Annotated in this window: 14 protein-coding genes; 5 read left to right on the top strand and 9 right to left on the bottom strand. The window is 64.0% G+C overall.

The genetic code is table 11. The features are described from left to right. The 4 genes from EN781_RS01200 to EN781_RS01185 form a co-directional block, all read right to left on the bottom strand. Window positions 1-379 (bottom strand): aldehyde dehydrogenase family protein (locus EN781_RS01200; RefSeq protein ID WP_127399716.1); only part of this gene is annotated, 379 nt, incomplete at its 3' end. Further along, on the bottom strand, window positions 376-1,425 hold the full coding sequence (locus EN781_RS01195) for an LLM class flavin-dependent oxidoreductase (protein WP_126058971.1): 1,050 nt from the start codon (window positions 1,423-1,425) through the stop codon (window positions 376-378). The genes EN781_RS01200 and EN781_RS01195, both read right to left, overlap by 4 nt. Before the next feature lie 5 nt (window positions 1,426-1,430). Further along, on the bottom strand, window positions 1,431-3,218 hold the full coding sequence (locus EN781_RS01190) for an alpha/beta fold hydrolase (RefSeq protein ID WP_126058972.1): 1,788 nt from the start codon (window positions 3,216-3,218) through the stop codon (window positions 1,431-1,433). Then, complete coding sequence (locus EN781_RS01185; RefSeq protein WP_126058973.1) at window positions 3,211-3,798, bottom strand: amino acid synthesis family protein; 588 nt, start codon at window positions 3,796-3,798, stop codon at window positions 3,211-3,213. The genes EN781_RS01190 and EN781_RS01185 overlap by 8 nt, the downstream gene beginning before the upstream one ends. Window positions 3,799-4,034: 236 nt before the next feature. Between EN781_RS01185 and EN781_RS01180 the strand changes: the two genes are divergently transcribed. Beyond that, entirely contained in the window at window positions 4,035-4,712 is a 678-nt protein-coding gene (locus EN781_RS01180) for a GntR family transcriptional regulator (protein ID WP_126058974.1), read from the top strand. A 66-nt stretch (window positions 4,713-4,778) separates the two neighbouring features. On the opposite strand, the gene EN781_RS01175 is transcribed toward EN781_RS01180, so the two are convergent. Continuing rightward, window positions 4,779-5,084, bottom strand: coding sequence for a hypothetical protein (locus EN781_RS01175; protein WP_126059409.1), 306 nt, complete (start codon window positions 5,082-5,084; stop codon window positions 4,779-4,781). A gap of 213 nt (window positions 5,085-5,297) precedes the next feature. Then, window positions 5,298-6,329 (bottom strand): hydroxyacid dehydrogenase, encoded by a 1,032-nt coding sequence (locus tag EN781_RS01170; protein WP_126058975.1) that lies wholly within the window; start codon window positions 6,327-6,329, stop codon window positions 5,298-5,300. Window positions 6,330-6,452: 123 nt separating this feature from the next. On the opposite strand from EN781_RS01170, the gene EN781_RS01165 reads away from it, so the two are divergent. The 3 genes from EN781_RS01165 (at window position 6,453) to EN781_RS01155 (ending at window position 9,779) form a co-directional block, all read left to right on the top strand. Beyond that, window positions 6,453-7,511, top strand: coding sequence for a LacI family DNA-binding transcriptional regulator (locus tag EN781_RS01165; RefSeq protein ID WP_126058976.1), 1,059 nt, complete (start codon window positions 6,453-6,455; stop codon window positions 7,509-7,511). Between the two features lie 75 nt (window positions 7,512-7,586). Then, window positions 7,587-8,576, top strand: a complete 990-nt coding sequence (locus tag EN781_RS01160; RefSeq protein ID WP_245455440.1) for a substrate-binding domain-containing protein — start codon at window positions 7,587-7,589, stop codon at window positions 8,574-8,576. Between the two features lie 141 nt (window positions 8,577-8,717). Beyond that, entirely contained in the window at window positions 8,718-9,779 is a 1,062-nt protein-coding gene (locus EN781_RS01155; RefSeq protein WP_245492525.1) for an ABC transporter permease, read from the top strand. Window positions 9,780-9,830: 51 nt separating this feature from the next. On the opposite strand, the gene EN781_RS01150 is transcribed toward EN781_RS01155, so the two are convergent. Both EN781_RS01150 and EN781_RS01145 read right to left on the bottom strand, forming a co-directional pair. Next, window positions 9,831-10,607: an OmpA family protein gene (locus EN781_RS01150; RefSeq protein ID WP_126055622.1), complete on the bottom strand. Its 777-nt coding sequence runs from the start codon at window positions 10,605-10,607 to the stop codon at window positions 9,831-9,833. 83 nt (window positions 10,608-10,690) lie between these two features. Further along, the gene (locus tag EN781_RS01145) at window positions 10,691-13,993 is read right to left on the bottom strand and encodes a DUF6212 domain-containing protein (RefSeq protein WP_126055621.1); all 3,303 of its coding nucleotides are present in this window, start codon (window positions 13,991-13,993) and stop codon (window positions 10,691-10,693) included. Between the two features lie 141 nt (window positions 13,994-14,134). On the opposite strand from EN781_RS01145, the gene EN781_RS01140 reads away from it, so the two are divergent. Further along, a complete protein-coding gene (locus EN781_RS01140; protein ID WP_126055620.1) occupies window positions 14,135-15,139 on the top strand; it encodes a glycosyltransferase family 2 protein in 1,005 nt (334 codons plus the stop codon). A gap of 35 nt (window positions 15,140-15,174) precedes the next feature. Here EN781_RS01140 and EN781_RS01135 read toward each other — a convergent pair whose 3' ends face one another. Next, window positions 15,175-15,462, bottom strand: coding sequence for a hypothetical protein (locus tag EN781_RS01135; protein WP_126055619.1), 288 nt, complete (start codon window positions 15,460-15,462; stop codon window positions 15,175-15,177). Window positions 15,463-15,645: the final 183 nt, after the last annotated feature.

The following is a 15,645-nucleotide window of genomic DNA, read 5'->3' as shown; positions in this document are numbered from 1 at the left end:
GAATGAAAGCTCCTTCGTGCTTGTCGGCCAGCCCGCCATAGTAGCGGTAGTAGTCGCCGACATAGGCGATCTGGGCGCGCGTCTCGCGGATGATCTTGCCGGTGTCGCGGGTCTCCAGCTCGGCCAGCCGGCCCGCATTGGCGGCGACGAGCTCGCCGAGCCTGACCAAGAGCTTGCCGCGCGCCGTTGCCGTCAGCGAGGCCCAGGGGCCGGAACGCAGCGCCCGGTGCGCGGCCTCGACGGCGCGGTCGACATCGGCGACGCCAGCGGCCGGCATCGTCGCCCAGGGGGTGCCGGTCGAAGGATCGATACTGTCGAAGGTCGCCGCGGCCTCGACGAACTCCCCGTCTATGTAATTCTTGAAGGCTACGGTGCTCATCGCGACCCCGCCTGGAAGGCCGGCATCACCCTGTCGATGAAGAGCCGCAGGGACTTCTTCTTGCGCTCATGCGAGAGGCCGCTGTCGATCCAGATCGAATATTGGTCGTAGCCCTGCGCTTCATAGGTCTTCAGCCGGGCGATCACCTCGTCGGCCTCGCCGATGACGAGGTTCTGCCTGATCTTGTCCGGCGCGTATTGCGGCATGGCCGCAATCTCTTCCTCGGTCAGCGGCTCGAGGATGCCCTGATGCACCGGCTTCTTGTTCTGGAACCAGGCGCCGAACTGGCAGTAGAACAGCGACAGATCCTGCGCCAGACGGTCGGCGTCGGCGGTGTCCTCGGCCACGAATGTGTGCATCAGGAGCATGATTTCCGGCCGCGCGATGTCCGGATGGGCCTGGCAGGCGGTGTTGAACCGCTCCATCAGGCTCGCCACCTCGCCGTCGCCGGAGGCAAGCGGCGTCACTTGCACATTGCATTTGTTGGCGACGGCGAAGTCGTGCGAGTTCGGATCGCGGGCCGCCACCCAGATCGGTGGGTAGGGGGCTTGCAAGGGCTTGGGCGAGGAGGTGGTCGGCGGGAAGGACCAGAACTCGCCGGACAACTCGAAATCACCGTCCCAGAGGCCGCGCAGCGCCGGCACCATCTCGCGCATGCGCTGGCCGGCGCCCCAGGCGTCCAGCCCTGGGAAGAGCCGCTGATACTCATAGCTGTAGGCGCCGCGCGCGATGCCGATGTCGAGCCGGCCGTCGGTGATGATGTCGGCCATCGCCGCTTCGCCGGCGAGTTTGATCGGGTGCCAGAAGGGCGCGATGATGGTGCCGGTGCCGAGGCGGATGCTTGAAGTCTTGGCGGCGAGATAGGCGATGTTGACGAACGGGTTCGGCGAGATGGTGAACTCCATGCCGTGATGCTCGCCGATCCAGGCGGCCTCGAAGCCTGCCTGCTCGGCCAGCACGACGAGTTCTTCCAGCTCCGCCAGCAGTTCGGATTGCGGCTTGGCCAGATCCGAGCGCTCCATATGGACGAAAAGCGAAAACTTCATAGGTCTCACCCGTGGCCGGAATGGATTGCTGCTGACGGCGCGGCCTTGGCGAGTGGCCGGACCTCGCCTTCGACCTCATTGCCGACATAGACGCCGAACTGATCCTCGGTGCGCTCGCGTGCATAGCGGGCGAGCATCGAGCGCACCGCCGGATCGGCGATCTTGAGATCGGCCATCCGGTCGATGTCGACAAGCCTGATGTGGCCGTCGCCGGACAGGGGCGCGCCTACCGTGCCGCGATAGTAGACATGGGTGCGCGAGGCGTCCGTCGCATCGTCCCAGACCGCGTAGAGGAAGCCAAGATCGGCGTCGATCGCCTTGGCTGCAAGCTTTCCCCTGAGACTGCGGGCATCGCTCGCGGCGCCGAGGCCACGTCCGGCCGGCAACTGGTGGGAGCCGTCCGCCGCCTCGAGGAAGAGCACGCGGCCATCGCTCTCGAGGATGGCGCCGACCTCGGTTCCGGGCGGTGCCGCGGCAAGCGCTTCCTGGCTGAGGCCCGGCGTGACATAGGCGCCCCGGCAATAGCCCAATGGCTGGGCGCCGTTGTGGGTGAAATCGTGGACCCGGCCGATGAGGATCGAATGGTCGCCGGCATCCACCAATTGCTCCATGCCGCAATCGAAGACCGCGACAGACCCGTCGATCACCGGATTCCCGGTCTGGCCCGGCTGCCAGACCACCGACGCGAACTTGTCGGCCGCCTTGGAGGCGAAAATGCCGGACGCGGCCTTCTGGTCTTCCGACAGGATGTTGATGGCGAATCCCCTGGAGGTCGAGAAGGCCTGGTGCCCCAGCGCCTTCTTGGCGATGCAGACAAGCACCAGCGGTGGCTCGAGCGAAACGGAGGTGAAGGAGTTGGCGGTGAAGCCGCGCGGGTCTCCTGCCTCGTCCACCGTGGTGACGATGGTGACGCCGGTCAGGAAGGAGCCCAGCGCGCGGCGGAACTCGATTGGGTCGAAAGCGGTTTGGGCGCTTGCGGCAACGTCGGCCGCGCGATCGAGAAAGGCCGTGATGTGCTGAGTCACTTTCTTGGGCGAAGCAATTGTCATCATGTGCTTTTCTCCACTCAGCACCAGGCATTGTCCTGATGGCGCGAGCCGCGCCATGGCGGCGGACATTGCGGGGGTGGAATTGCGATCCTCCGATCCGGTGATGAACAGCGCCGGCGTGGCAAGCTCGGCCAGGCGATCGACATGGGCTGTGTCGGCGCTGGCAAAGAGGCGATAGGTGCGGGCGTAGCCTTCGGCATCGACGCTCTCGAGCGCGGTTCGCGCGGTCGCGGCGGCGTCGGCCAGATCCGGCGGGATCGGATCGCCGAACCAGCGCGCGATCGTCGCGGCGATGGCCTGGGGATCGCCATGGCCGCCGAGGGCGGCCGCCCGTTCGCGCACCGCTTGCGCAAGTTCCGGCGGGCGGCGGAAGACGGCGTTGAGGCAAATGACGGAACTGACACGCGACGGCGCGCGCAGCGCGATCTCCTGCGCGACCAGCGCGCCCATGGAATGGCCGACAACCGCGACGCGGTCGAGGCCGAGATGGTCGAGCAGGCGGATCGCTTGGTCGGCGAAGTCCGCCAGCCCGGCATCCTGCGGCGGCAGCGGCGAGCCGCCATGGCCGAGCATGTCGATGGCGATCAGGTCGAAGCGGTCCTGCATCAAGGCGATCTGCGGCCGCCAGATCGCCGCGCCCATGCCGACACCATGGATCAGCAGAACCGGCGCGCCGGAACCGGCCCGGATGAAGCCGGTGGCGTCAGGAGCCTTGCCCAGGGCCAGTGCGGCGGCGTCAGCCATGCAGATCCCCGAGTTCCTTCAAGTCCTGGTAGCGGTCGCCGATGCGATGATGTGGGCGGCCGCCGATCGACGCGCCGAGCGCCACCACCAGCTCGTCTGGGGCTGGCGCATCGCCGATCTGGAAATGCACCGTGAGATAATGCGAGCGGCGACCCTCATCGTTCTTGTCCATAAGCGGGATCATGATCGGCGTGTTCGGCCCGCCGCGCAGATTGGTGAAGGCGAGATAGGTCTTGGCGCCGACGGCGCGGCGATAGTGGTTGCCGAAATGCAGTGTGTGGATCAGCGCCGAAGCGTGCTCGACTTCGCCCGACGTGCCGCAGATGGCGGCCTTGCCGTAGCCTTCGATCGCTTCGCCGGAGCCGGCGACGCCAATGATCTCATTGGTCAGCGTTTCGCCGAGCACCGGGGCAACGGCGCGGATCTCGGGCGACAGGTCCTCAGTGAATCCGCGTCCGGCCCACGGGTTGGTCAGCACCGCCGCGACGCCGATCAGGCGCAGCGGCCGGGGCGCCGCCTTGCCGCCTTCGATCAGCGTGTTCTCGACATAGGTCACGATCTTGCGGATGGCCGGTTTCATGAGATTCCTCGGACGAAACGGCGCAATGCGGTTTCGTCGTTTCTATCGACGTCTTATGGTATACCATAATATGGAGAGCCAAGTGCCTTGTCAATCGGCCATGGAATCTGTTTTTGTGGCGAGGCGAGAGCGTCTCACCGTTTCATGGAAACGGCCAACCGCTCTATCTCTTTGTTTTGAAGCGCAATTCCTGACAGAACACTTTTCTGGAATTGCTCGTAGAGGGCGGAAGAAGAATGCCTGACGACACGCTTCGGATCGACCGCTCTGCCAAGACGCTACGGACGCTGGCGCTGGAGCGCATGCGCGAGGCGATCATGGATTTCCACTTCCAGCCCGGCGAGAGGCTGGTCGAGCGGCCGCTCTGCGACCAGCTCGGCGTCAGCCGTTCGGTCGTACGCGAGGTGTTGCGGCAACTGGAGGCAGAGGGCCTGGTGCAGATGGTTCCGGGCCACGGACCGGCCGTGGCCAAGCCGGACCTCGGCCGCACCGACGAGATCTACGAACTGCGCGCGCTGCTGGAAGGCATCGCCGCGCGCGCCTGCGCGACGTCGGCCACCAAGGAGCAGATCGCTCTCCTCGACGACGCCCTGGAAAAGCTGCTCGAAGCCTGGGCCTCGGGCGCCCCGGTGGAGGTCATGCGGGCGACCGCCAGCTTCTACGAGGTGCTGTTCGAAGCCGCCGACAAGCGCATCGCCTGGGAGATCGTCACCGGGCTCAACGTTCGCATCAATCAACTGCGTTCGATGACCATCGCGTCGGAGAACCGCCGCGAGCCGGCCATCGCCGAGATGAATGCGATCATGGACGCCATCCGCTCACGCAGGCCGGAGGAAGCGGAGGCGGCGGCGCGGCGACATGTCGAGTCCGCCTGGCGGATCGCCCGGGATGCGCTTCGGCTGGGGTCGTTGTAGAATCCCGGCCGGCAAGAAAACGGCCCCGCAGGCGGAGCCGTTTCATCCATTGCGATACCGGCAGGCCTATTTGCTGCCGCCGTTTGCCTTGACGCTGCTGCAGAACTCCGGATGACTGTTGGTGGGATTGGCGTTCTTCGCTTCGTCATCGCAGGCCGACATCATCGCCATCTGATCTTCCGGCGACAGCGCCTTCCAGGCCTTCACGAAATCGTCGTTGCTAACCATCGTCTTCATGGTGGAGTCTGTATAGAAGGGCTGCATCTTGGCCGGGTCGTCGAGTGCCGACGTGCCAGTCTCTCCTGCGGCCAACGCGGAGCCGGCGACCATCGAAAGCGCCATGGCGCCGAGCCATATCATCTTGATGTTCACGATATATCCTCCTGTTGCTTTGGGATCGTCGAAGCAACGATCAAAGGCCAAACGACAGGTTTGGACGAAGGTTCCATGATGAAGCGGATTGCGAGATGATAATTCTGCCAAGATAGGATCTAGCGGAAAATGAACCTTTTTGGTCGCCCCGCGTTCGATTTAATTGTTCTTTGCCGCCGCGTGCAGCGAGTTGCGAAGGGTGGCGTTTTGCCCTCAATTCTTGTCGACCGGCTTCGACCGCATCCTGGAAACGGTCTCGCGTTCCGCCCGCTTGGAGCGCAGCGGCGGCAGCCCGCGGTCGATCAGGTCCATATCCTCCAGCACCATGTCGCCCATGCGCTTGAAGGCGACGTCGAGCGCGCCGGCGCGGTGAGCGGAGCGTAGGAAGCCGGGCAGCCCGCGCACCGGATGGTCCCTGGCCAACGGCTCCTCCGGAAAGACATCGCTTGCGGCGACGATCTGACCGCTGCGAACCGCCTCCATCAGCGCCGGGAAGTCGACGACACCGGCTCGGCTGAGCAGGATAAAAGCGGCGCCCGTGCGCATTTTGGCGAAGGCCTCGGCACCGAGGAAGCCCTGGTTCTCGCTGGTCACCGAGGCGACGACGAAGACGAAATCGCTTTCCGACAGCACCTTGTCGAGCGAGGCCGGCTCGACGCCGTTGTCGATGAGGATCGACGGCGGCAGCCAGGGATCGAATACCCTGGTGCGGGTGCGGAAGCCAGTCAGCAGCCGGTTCAGCGCGCGGCCTAGATCGCCGAAGCCGATGATGCCGACTTCGGCGCCGCTCAGCAGCCGCGCGGTCGCATTGCCGTCGCCGCCCCACAGTTCCTTTCCCTGCCGGAAGGCAAGGTCGGCATCGACGATGTCGCGCGCCAGGTTGAGCGCCATGGCAAGGCCGAGCTCGGCCACCGGCTCGGCGAAGACCAGCCCGGTGGTGACGACATGGACGCCGCGCTGAAACAGCGTATCGTAGGGCATGTTGTTGACGAGATTGGTCTCGACATTGAAGATGCAGCGCAGCACCTCCAGCGTCTCCAGCGTCTCGGAACTGATCGGCGGCTGGCCGACGATGTAGCGCGCCTCGGCCAATATGTCGGAAGGCAACCCTGCCACCATCTCAGGCGTTGTTTCGACGATGCGATATTTTTTGCGAAAGCGTGCCAGCTGCGGCGGTGTGAAGATCAGTTCGAGGGTGCGCGGCTCAGGCGCGCTGATGACCAGCGGCAAGGCATTTTTTGACATGATGTTTCCTCCCGGCGCGACCGGACCGTGCCATTCACAACCGTGTTTTACTCCGGATTAAACGATTTACAACTTTGAAAAATCGATTTATCGATTGATGTGGCAAGCCTCAGGAGGAGGACAATGGCGAAGGAGGCCCAGCAGCGCCGTGCGTCGATCCACGACGTGGCAAGCCGTGCCGGCGTGTCCGCCGCCACCGTCTCCAAGGTGCTGGCTGGCGTCACCACGGTGAAGCCCGAAAACGCCCAGCGCGTCTTCGATGCCGTCGAACTGCTCGGTTACCGCGTCGATCCGCTGGCCTCCGACATGCGCCGGGCCAAGCGCCGCATCATCGGCGCCATCATGCCCGAGTTCGAAAGCGAGTTCTTCGGCCAGATGGTCAGCGAGCTCGAGGGTCTCGCCGAGCAACGAGGCTTCACGCTGGTCGCCGCCTCCAGTCGTGAATCGGAAGCGCGCGAGAAGGAGATCCTTGCCCGCATGCATGACTGGCGTGTCGCCGGCGTGGTGCTGGCGCCGGTGCGCAATGAGCATGGGCCGGCGGCCGGCTTCATGAAGGCCAATGGCATGACCGGCGTGCTGATCGACCGCGTCCTCGCCGACGATGCTTTCGACACGGTCTCGGCCGACAGCGCCGCGGCAAGCGCCGAGGTGGCGCGCGCGCTTGTCGGAAAGGGCCATCGCCACATACTGGTCGTCGGCCTCGGGCAGCAGGCAGCGACGGTGCGCGCCCGCCTCGAAGGGTTTCGCAACACCGCGCTGAAACTTGCTCCGGACGTCCGAATCGACGTCGTGCTTTCGGAAAGCGAGGTGGAGCCGCTGCGGGCGCTGCTCAGCGACTATTTCAGCAAGGGTGAGCGGCCGACGGCGGTCTATTCGCTGTTCCTCAAGGGCACGCTCGTGGCGCTCTCCGAATTCCGTAGGCGGGGATGGCATTGCCCGGACGACATCTCGCTGGTCGGCTTCGACGACGCCGAATGGATGCAGGTGACCTGGCCGGCGATCGCCGCGGTGGTGCAGCCGGTGCGCGAGATAGCCAGCAATGCGATGGACGTGCTGTTTCGCAGGATCGAGGGCGAGGGCGGTCCGCCAAGGGCGCGGCTCGAACCCTGCAAGGTGTTGATGCGGGAATCCGTTGGCTCGCCAGGCAGCGGCCCGCATTCCGGGGGAGGAAACCGACAATAGCCCCCATTGTCGAAGACCGAGTGGCGCCGCACCTGGCTTTGGCTCGTGGCGCGTAATATCAACAGGGAGGAAAACGTGACAGCATTCGTTCTGAAGATAAATCGATTTACGATGGCCTTAGGCATCGCGCTGGCGATGTCGGCCGTTGGCGCTGCCAAGGCCGAGGACGGCGAATACGGCGTGCTGATGAAGACGCTGGCCAATCCGTTCTGGGGCGCGATGGGCCAGGGCGTCGAGGATGGCGCCAAGGAAGCCGGTGTGAAATATTTCCAGCAGGCGGCCGAAAGCGACCAGGCGGCCGAGCCGCAGCTCAACCTCTGCAACACGATGCTGGAGCGCAAGCCGGTGGCGATGATCACCGCGGCGATCAACTCGACCAACCTGTTGCCGTGCCTGAAGGCGGCGCAGGATGCCGGCATCAAGGTCGTCGACCTCGACGGCAATCTCGATCCGGCGGTGCTCGACAAGGAAGGCATCAAGATCACCTTCCGCATCGGCTCCGACAATGTCGCGGCCGGCGGACAGGGCGCCGAATATCTCGTCTCCAAGCTCGGCAAGGACGCCAAGGGTCCGGTGCTGGTGATCGAGGGCCTTTCGGGCAACATCACTGGTCAGAAGCGCGCCAAGGGTTTTGCCGACAAGCTCAAGGAACTGGCGCCGGGGCTGGAGATCGTTGCTTCGCTGCCCGGCGACTGGGATCGCGGCAAGGCGGCCTCGATCGCAACCGATACGCTGACCGCGCATCCTGACCTCGTCGCCATCTTCTGCGCCAATGACACCATGGCGCTAGGCGCCGTGGAATCGGTCTACGCGGCCGGCAAGGGTGAGCAGGTGACGATTCTCGGCGTCGATGGCAATTCGGATGCGGTCAAGTCGATCAAGGAGGGCCGCCTCAACGCTTCGGTGGCGCAGCTTCCCTATCTGGTCGGCAAGCAGGCGGTCGAGAACGTCAAGAAGGCGCTCGCCGGCGAGAAGGTCGAGGAGAGCATCGCCGTGCCTACCTTAGTGCTGACCAAGGAGATGCTCGACGCCCGCAAGGAGCCGATGCTGCAATATGTGAAGTGAGCAGGGAATAGGCAGTAGGCTGTAGGCTGTAGGCTGTAGGGGAAGTAAGCGGTTCCTGCCGCTCGGATCGCTCTCATATTTGCCCTACTGCCTAGTCCCTACTGCCTACTGCCTTACGGCCGCTCTCAAAGGTGCAAAGACATGGCTTCTGAACAGCCCGGTTTCTGGGCTCGGGTGCAGCGCGCATCCGTCGAACGGCTCCACATCAGGCTGGAGTCGCTGCTGGTGCTAGTGGCGCTGAGCGCGGCGATGGCGCTGCTGTCGCCGTTCTTCCTGTCGCTGAGCAATTTCCTCAACATCCTCTTGGCGACATCGACGATCGGCGTGCTGGCCATCGCCGCCACCTTCGTCATCGGCTCGGGTGGGCTCGACCTGTCGCTCGGCTCGGTCATGGGCCTTGCCGGCGTGGCGGGCGCCTTCGTCGCGGTCAATCTCGGCTGGCCGTCGGTCTTCGCGCTCATCGCCTGCATCCTCGCCGGCGGCCTTGCCGGCTACATCAACGGGCAGCTCGTCACCCGCGCCTTCGTGCCGGCCTTCATTGTCACGCTCGGCATGCTCGGCCTGGCGCGCGGCCTGGCGCTGGTCATCTCGCAGGGCAGGGCGATCTACGGCCTGCCGTCGGCGATCGTCTATATCGGGCAAGGGCGGCCCTTCGGCATCCCGATGCCGGTGATCATCCTGGTGCTGACGGCGATCGTCGCGCATTGCGTGCTCGCCTACACACGCTTCGGCCGCCACACGCTGGCGCTGGGCGACAGCGAGGGCGCGGCGCGCGCCGCGGGCATCCGCGTCGAGCACCACCGCCGCATCATCTACACGCTGTCCGGCGCGCTCGCCGGCCTCGCCGGCCTGCTGTTCACCGCCCGCGTCAATGCCGGTGACCCAACCGCCGGCATCAACTATGAGCTCACCGCGATCACGGCGGCGATCATCGGCGGCACCAATTTGTTCGGCGGCCGCGCCTCGATCCTCGGCACGATGATCGGCGCGCTGATCATGGGCGTGCTGCAGAACGGGCTGACGCTGCTTGCGGTGCAGTCCTACTATCAGCAGATGGCGATCGGCGCGGTGCTGATGCAATGGACTGGAGCGCAGGGCACGCTCGCTGTGCTCGGCGGCCTCGCGCTGTTCAATGTCGTGCTGGCATGGAGCCTGCGCTGGCTGCTGGTCCGCGACAGGGGCGTCCACTTGCAGCCGGGATAGCCGAAGCGCGGCGCGGGTGATGGCGCCTGCGGATTCACGTTCCCTGGGCCGCTACATCAGCGATGCGGTCGCCAGGCGATTCCTGGCGGTGTTCGGCTTGCTGTCGCCGATATATTCGACGTTCGTGTCGATGAGCCGGTCACTGTCGATCCCGGCCGCGGTCAGAATGTCCACCATCGCCTTCACGCGCTGCTTGGCCAGCGCCTTGTTTGTCTTTGCGGCATTGGCGCCTTTGAATTCCTTGGCCGCCAACGCCGTCAGTTCGACGTTGCAACGCGAGTCCTTGATGCTCGCGGCGAACTTATCGAGGTCATCCTTGATCTGCGATGAAATCACAGAGGACTGGCTGTCGAAAAACAGATGGACCTGGACAGGCGCGCGCTTCTCGTATTGCCGGCACGATATCCCTTGCTTCGGCAAGGTGTACAGGATCGCGCTGCGTGCCGTTTTCGTGTCGGCGGCGCCATCGTCGACCCAATGCGAAAGCGCCAGCACCATTTCCGGCTTGACGCCTTGCGCCTTGAGGAAATCGCTGGTTGCATTCAGCCTGCGGCCGGCAATGCCGTCAGCCTTGTCGTAGCCACCTTCCTTGCTCGCCGTCGCATAGAGCCTGTAGCCGCAATCCTGTCCGGCATCCTTGATGAAGGCCTTCAACGCGCTGGCGGAATCCGTCGATATCTTGCCGTCGCCCTTGTTGAACAGGACGCGATAGGAGTTCCACTGCGTGCAGTTTGGGCCAAGGTCGCGTTCCTGGGCGACCGCGCTGAAATCTACCGTACTTGCGGCAGTGCTAATAAAGGCTAGAACAAGGATGAATGATTTCTTCATTGTCTTGGCGCCTCTCGCTGCGGCTTAGTCTAACGCCGCATTCTTTACTGCGGCAAGGTGGCAAACCGCGGCCGGCGCGCTCGTCAGTCCCACAACAGCAGCAGCTTGCGCCAGAAGGCATTGGACGGCATCGGCCTGGAGCCGCGCGGCAGGCGGATGGCCAGGTAGATCGTCAGCCATTTGCGATCTATTTCCCGGATCGAGACTTTCAAATCCTGCAGCTCGAAAGGTCTCGGAACCCGTGTCCATCCGGAGAAGGCGAGGGCGCCGCTCGGGGCATCGCCTTTCCACGAGAGTTTTTCCTCCGGCCTGCCCAGCGCCATGGCGAACTCGAAGGGCGACGCCTCCTCATGGGCGATCTCCACCGTCGCGACGACACTTCTGGCAAAAGCCGGGAAAGCCGACTTGAGGGCCGCGACAACCGGACCATGCGTGTTCGGCCGCAGGAACAGGCCGCCATCGTCGCCGGCGACGAGCAGCGTCGGCAGGTCGGAGGGATGGTTGGTTACGAGCGAGGCTTGCTTGATCTCGTCATTGGTAATCCGGCGCATGCGCCGGCGCTCCTGCGGCGCGTTGAGACGCGGGTGTCTCGCCCCGTTCGAAACGACATGGCGAATCTGGATGCTCGAAAAGCCGCCAAGCACACGCGCCTGCGGGCGGCCTCCGCCGCACCGGACCGCGAGCAGCAGATCGCGCCGGCCCGACGCCGGCGAACTGATGGCCGTTCTTATTTCGCGCGGCTCGTGCGGCCGGCTGACATCGGCCCAGCCGCTCCCGCCATCAAAATCGAGCATTCCGGCAAGCTCGCCGAAAGTCTGGTTTTCCGCGTCGACGATCGCAAGCTGGAACTGCGCGGTTCCAGTAAGGTCCTCGTCGAGGTAGATCCAGCAGCTTGCGCCGATGACGCCCGGCGGGCAGACGCCCTTCAGCAGGGCCATCGTCACGTTGCCGCCCCTTGCTTCGAGAAACAGCTGATCCGGCGATCGTTCGACATAGCTCAGCAAATCCGCAACGGCATCGGGATGCGAAGCGACATGAGCAAGGCGCAGCGGCTCGGCCGAAAGGTATTGCTCGCGGTAAAGCGAGGAATGCAGCTCCGGCACGGTCTCGTCGGCGGCTGCGTTGAGCATGTCGACGACGCCGAGTGTGAAGTCGGACCGGCCGGCATGGGCGAGCAGCGAGATCGCCGTGTCTGGCCTGCCCTCGCGGGCCGCGATCTCGGCCAGCAGTTGCATCGCATCGGCGGCGTTGGCGGGGCCAGAGCTCAGCCTGAGATAGCGCTCGTCCTTGACGCGCAGCTCAAGGTTCCAGAGGTTGAGGTCCTTTTCATGACTGGCGGTATTCGAACTGATGCCGAGCTGCACGAACATGTCCGTATGCGCGAATTTGTGCTTGCGGAAGACGTCGATGATCGGCCTGCGGTTCCTCAGCCATTCGGCATTCCGGTTCATCCCTGTCGGCGCCGACCGGTACCAATAGAGCGGCTCCGGCACGGTGATGATCTCGAGGCCCGCCAGATCCGCGCGAAGGAAGAATTCCCAATCGCTCGCTGAAAAGCCGCGCTCTTCATTGAGATAGCCGACCCTGTCGAACACCTCGCGCTGGAACATCGCATTGGCGTCGCCATAGGGATTGGTGATCAGCGCAATGTCGGGCGGCCCTCCGACCGGAAAGTAGAGCATGTATCCGCCCTTAGTATCCGGTGGCACGAAGGGTTCGTTAAGCCATTTGGCGAAGGTCGTGCAGATGTCGGCGCCGGAATTCTGCATGCCTGCGACGAACGTGCTGACCGCGTTCGGGAAGAGTGCGTTGTCGTCGTCCAGGAACAGGATCAGCGAGCCCTTGGCGGCGCGGATGCCTGTGTTGCGCGCCTTGCCGAGGAAGCCGTTCTTCTGCCGGATAATCCGCCAGCCGCGCTGCTCGAACTCCGGTTCGAGGTCGGCCAAAAGTTCGATTGCCTCAGGATCGGTGCTGCCGTCATCGACGACGATCAGTTCGATGTTGGGATAGTCCTGGCGCCGAACCGAGGCGATTGCCTGCGGCAGCAGCCGCGCCCGGTTGTAGTGCGCGGTGATGATCGACACCAGTGGCGGCCGGCTCCGCCGCGAGCCGGCGGCCTTGCGCGGCTCCCGGCGGAATTTCGCGTGCAGCCGGCTCCAGGCCTTCTCGCGCGCCGCACGCCCGTGCAGCGGCTTCGCCGGGCTGATCGCGCGGCTTTGCAGCGCCTCCGCGATCTTGGCCGCGATGGCGGACGCGGAAGCCTCCATCATGACGGTGTCGGCCGACTTCGGGTGCAGCATGTCGCGTATGCTGCCGACGTCCGTCGCGACGAAAGAGACCTCCTCGTCGAGGCATGCGACCACGTCCATCGGAAGCTGCGCAGCCGCATGCGTGATCGCCACCAGCGCATGGCTCTGCCGCAGGTATCGGAAGATCTCGGGTTCGTCGCGAATGGGCAGCAGCTTCAGCTTGAACGGCCATTGCCGCGCGCGCCGGACGATCATCCCGCCCGAATGCTCGCCGAGCATATGGCCAAACGCGCCGACGACCGTCACCGCCAGGTCGGTGATGCCGCTGTCGGCCAGACGATCGAGCGCATCGCAAAACAGCGTCAGCCCGCTGCGCGCCTCGGTGCCGGAGAAATGAACGATTTCGGTGGTGAGCCGCGGTCGCCGCCGATAGGGATCGGAGTGGAAGTTCGAACGCCATTCCTCCGGCACGAGCGGGACGGCGACGTGGCGGCTGGCGGGCAGTTTCCAGCCTGCCTTGGTCATCCAGTCGAGCACCGACTGGCCGGTGACCACGAGATGGTCGCAGGTCTCTGCCGAGGTCCTTTCCATATGTGCGATGGTCATCTGCTCCTTGCGCTCGACCGCCCGGCCATTGGCCTGCAGCTTCCACACCAGCGGTTCGTGGGCGAGCACGACGATCGCGGGCGGATCGGGAAAGACCCCGGTGCGTTTGGCAACGGTCGGGAAATGCGCCAGTCCGCCCTCGAGCGCGAAGTAGACGACGTCGTAAGCGTTCTGCTTGAGGTAATGGTAGACGGCCACCGAATGCTTGTCGCTCGAGTCCAGGCCGCGCAGCAGCTCGGGCGACTGCGGCAACAGTTCGAGCCGCACCAGGAAATTGTCGAAGCACCATTTGCCGAGCCTGGCGATCTCCTCCTCGTCGGGCTGGCTGCCGATCGGGCTCGGCACCCATAGCAGCGTGACGGTGTCGCCGGTTACCGCAAGATATTGCGCCAGCGCGTAGGTCGCCGACCCCGGATCGGCGGTCGAAATCGAACCGAACTCGACCTCTGAAACGACGCATACATTGCGGGGCTTGTGGCTTGCCTGTCGCTTGGCCTTGGGCGTCGCGCCTAGCTTAGAACCAATGCTCAATCAGTCCCCCTTGATCATCAGCGGCAGCGGACAGTCTTGCCAACAGTAGGATAACACTTTGATAATTGTCTCGCGGGGATAATCGCCGCGCGGAGCCACAATACCCACTCGCTTTCGCGTAACCCGGATCATGACGCTCGCATGCTTGGCCATCGATCTCCGAAACACCTCGAACGGCTGGACGACCGGCAGATCGACGTAAGCAAGGGCGAGATCCTGTGCTTTGTCGGACTGCGCAATGAAGCGACACTGCTGCCCAAGCTTCTCGATCACTATCGCGGCCTCGGCGTCGATCGTTTCTTCTTCCTCGACAATGGTTCGACGGACGGGACGCTCGAACTGATCCTGGAGCAGCCGGACAGCCATTGCTTCCACACGGAAGGATCGCACTTCGCCGAGAACATCGATCCGCCGCGTTGGATCAACACGCTGATGAACGTCTTCGGCACTGGCCACTGGTGCCTCTCGATCGACGCCGACGAATTGCTGGTCTACCCGGATTTCGAGCGGGTGAGCCTGCACCGGCTTTGCGACTATCTTGACTCGACCGACGCCGACGCGGTGATCGGCTCTATGATCGACATGTACGCCGACGGCCCGCTGGCGGAGTGCCACTATGACGGCACGCTCCCGCTTATCGAGGCCTCACCCTATTTCGATCCGGAACCGGGCTGGCTGCGGGCGCGTGACGGCAAGTACCCGCCGCAGCAGATGTTCGGTGGCGTCAGGGAGCGCGTCTTCTGGCACGGCCGGTTCAAGCAGACCTTCCCGCCATGTCTGACCAAGGTGCCGATCGTGCGATGGGAGCGGGGCAGGCGCTATCATGTGGCCCAGCACACGATCAGCAAGGTTCAGTTCAGCGAGCTCCGCGTCGCGCTGCTGCATTTCAAATTCGTCTGGGGTTTCCGCCAGAAATCAGCGTCGTCACTGAGCGAGAACACGCAGCTTAAGGAAAAGACCCTGGAGGAGCGCGCCGCCTACATGGAGGCATTGGAGCGCGATCCGAAACTGTCGCTTCGGGACCAACGCTCCGTTCGCTATCGTGACGCCGCGCAACTTGTCGAACTCGGCTGGATGAGAACCTCGGATCGCTACGCCGAGTTCGTCTCAAACGCCGTTAGGCCGCGTCAAAGCGCGGCCACTTGAACTGACGAACGATCGAATTGTGGATACGGCTGATTCTACCCGCCGTAACCGCCGCCGCCATCACCGTTATTTCCGTCGCCGCCGTTCGGATTGAATTGCGCCAGCGTGTTCAGGGCAAGCGCCTTGCAGGCCGTCGGAGCATTAGGATAACGATGCAGATAGTCTTCGAGCGCCTCGATCGTACCGATCTTCAGGGCCTGCTCGCAAGCGAGCTCGGCCTCCTGGATCCCACCTTCGAATTGCGCCTGCGCCGCGCCAGAGAAAGCGACGCTCACGCCAAGAATACTTAGCCCACCCAATAGTAGCGATTGGATTTTACGCATAACAAGCCCCTTTCACCACGCACCACATTGAAATTATTGTTTTGTTAGCAATTTGTCAACCATATCCGTGGCGTGCCGGGCGCCATCCTGGCGCAAGGTTAACGGCCGGATCCGCGGCCGACGCGCTGCATGTCGCCCTAACGCTCCGGCGGTTTTTGGGAGAACGACGTGCATGAAAACAAA

The organism is Mesorhizobium sp. M4A.F.Ca.ET.090.04.2.1 (assembly GCF_003999085.1).
Lineage (GTDB): Bacteria > Pseudomonadota > Alphaproteobacteria > Rhizobiales > Rhizobiaceae > Mesorhizobium.
The sequence above is the reverse complement of the archived record's forward strand: the minus strand, read 5'-3'. Positions and strand labels throughout refer to the sequence as shown.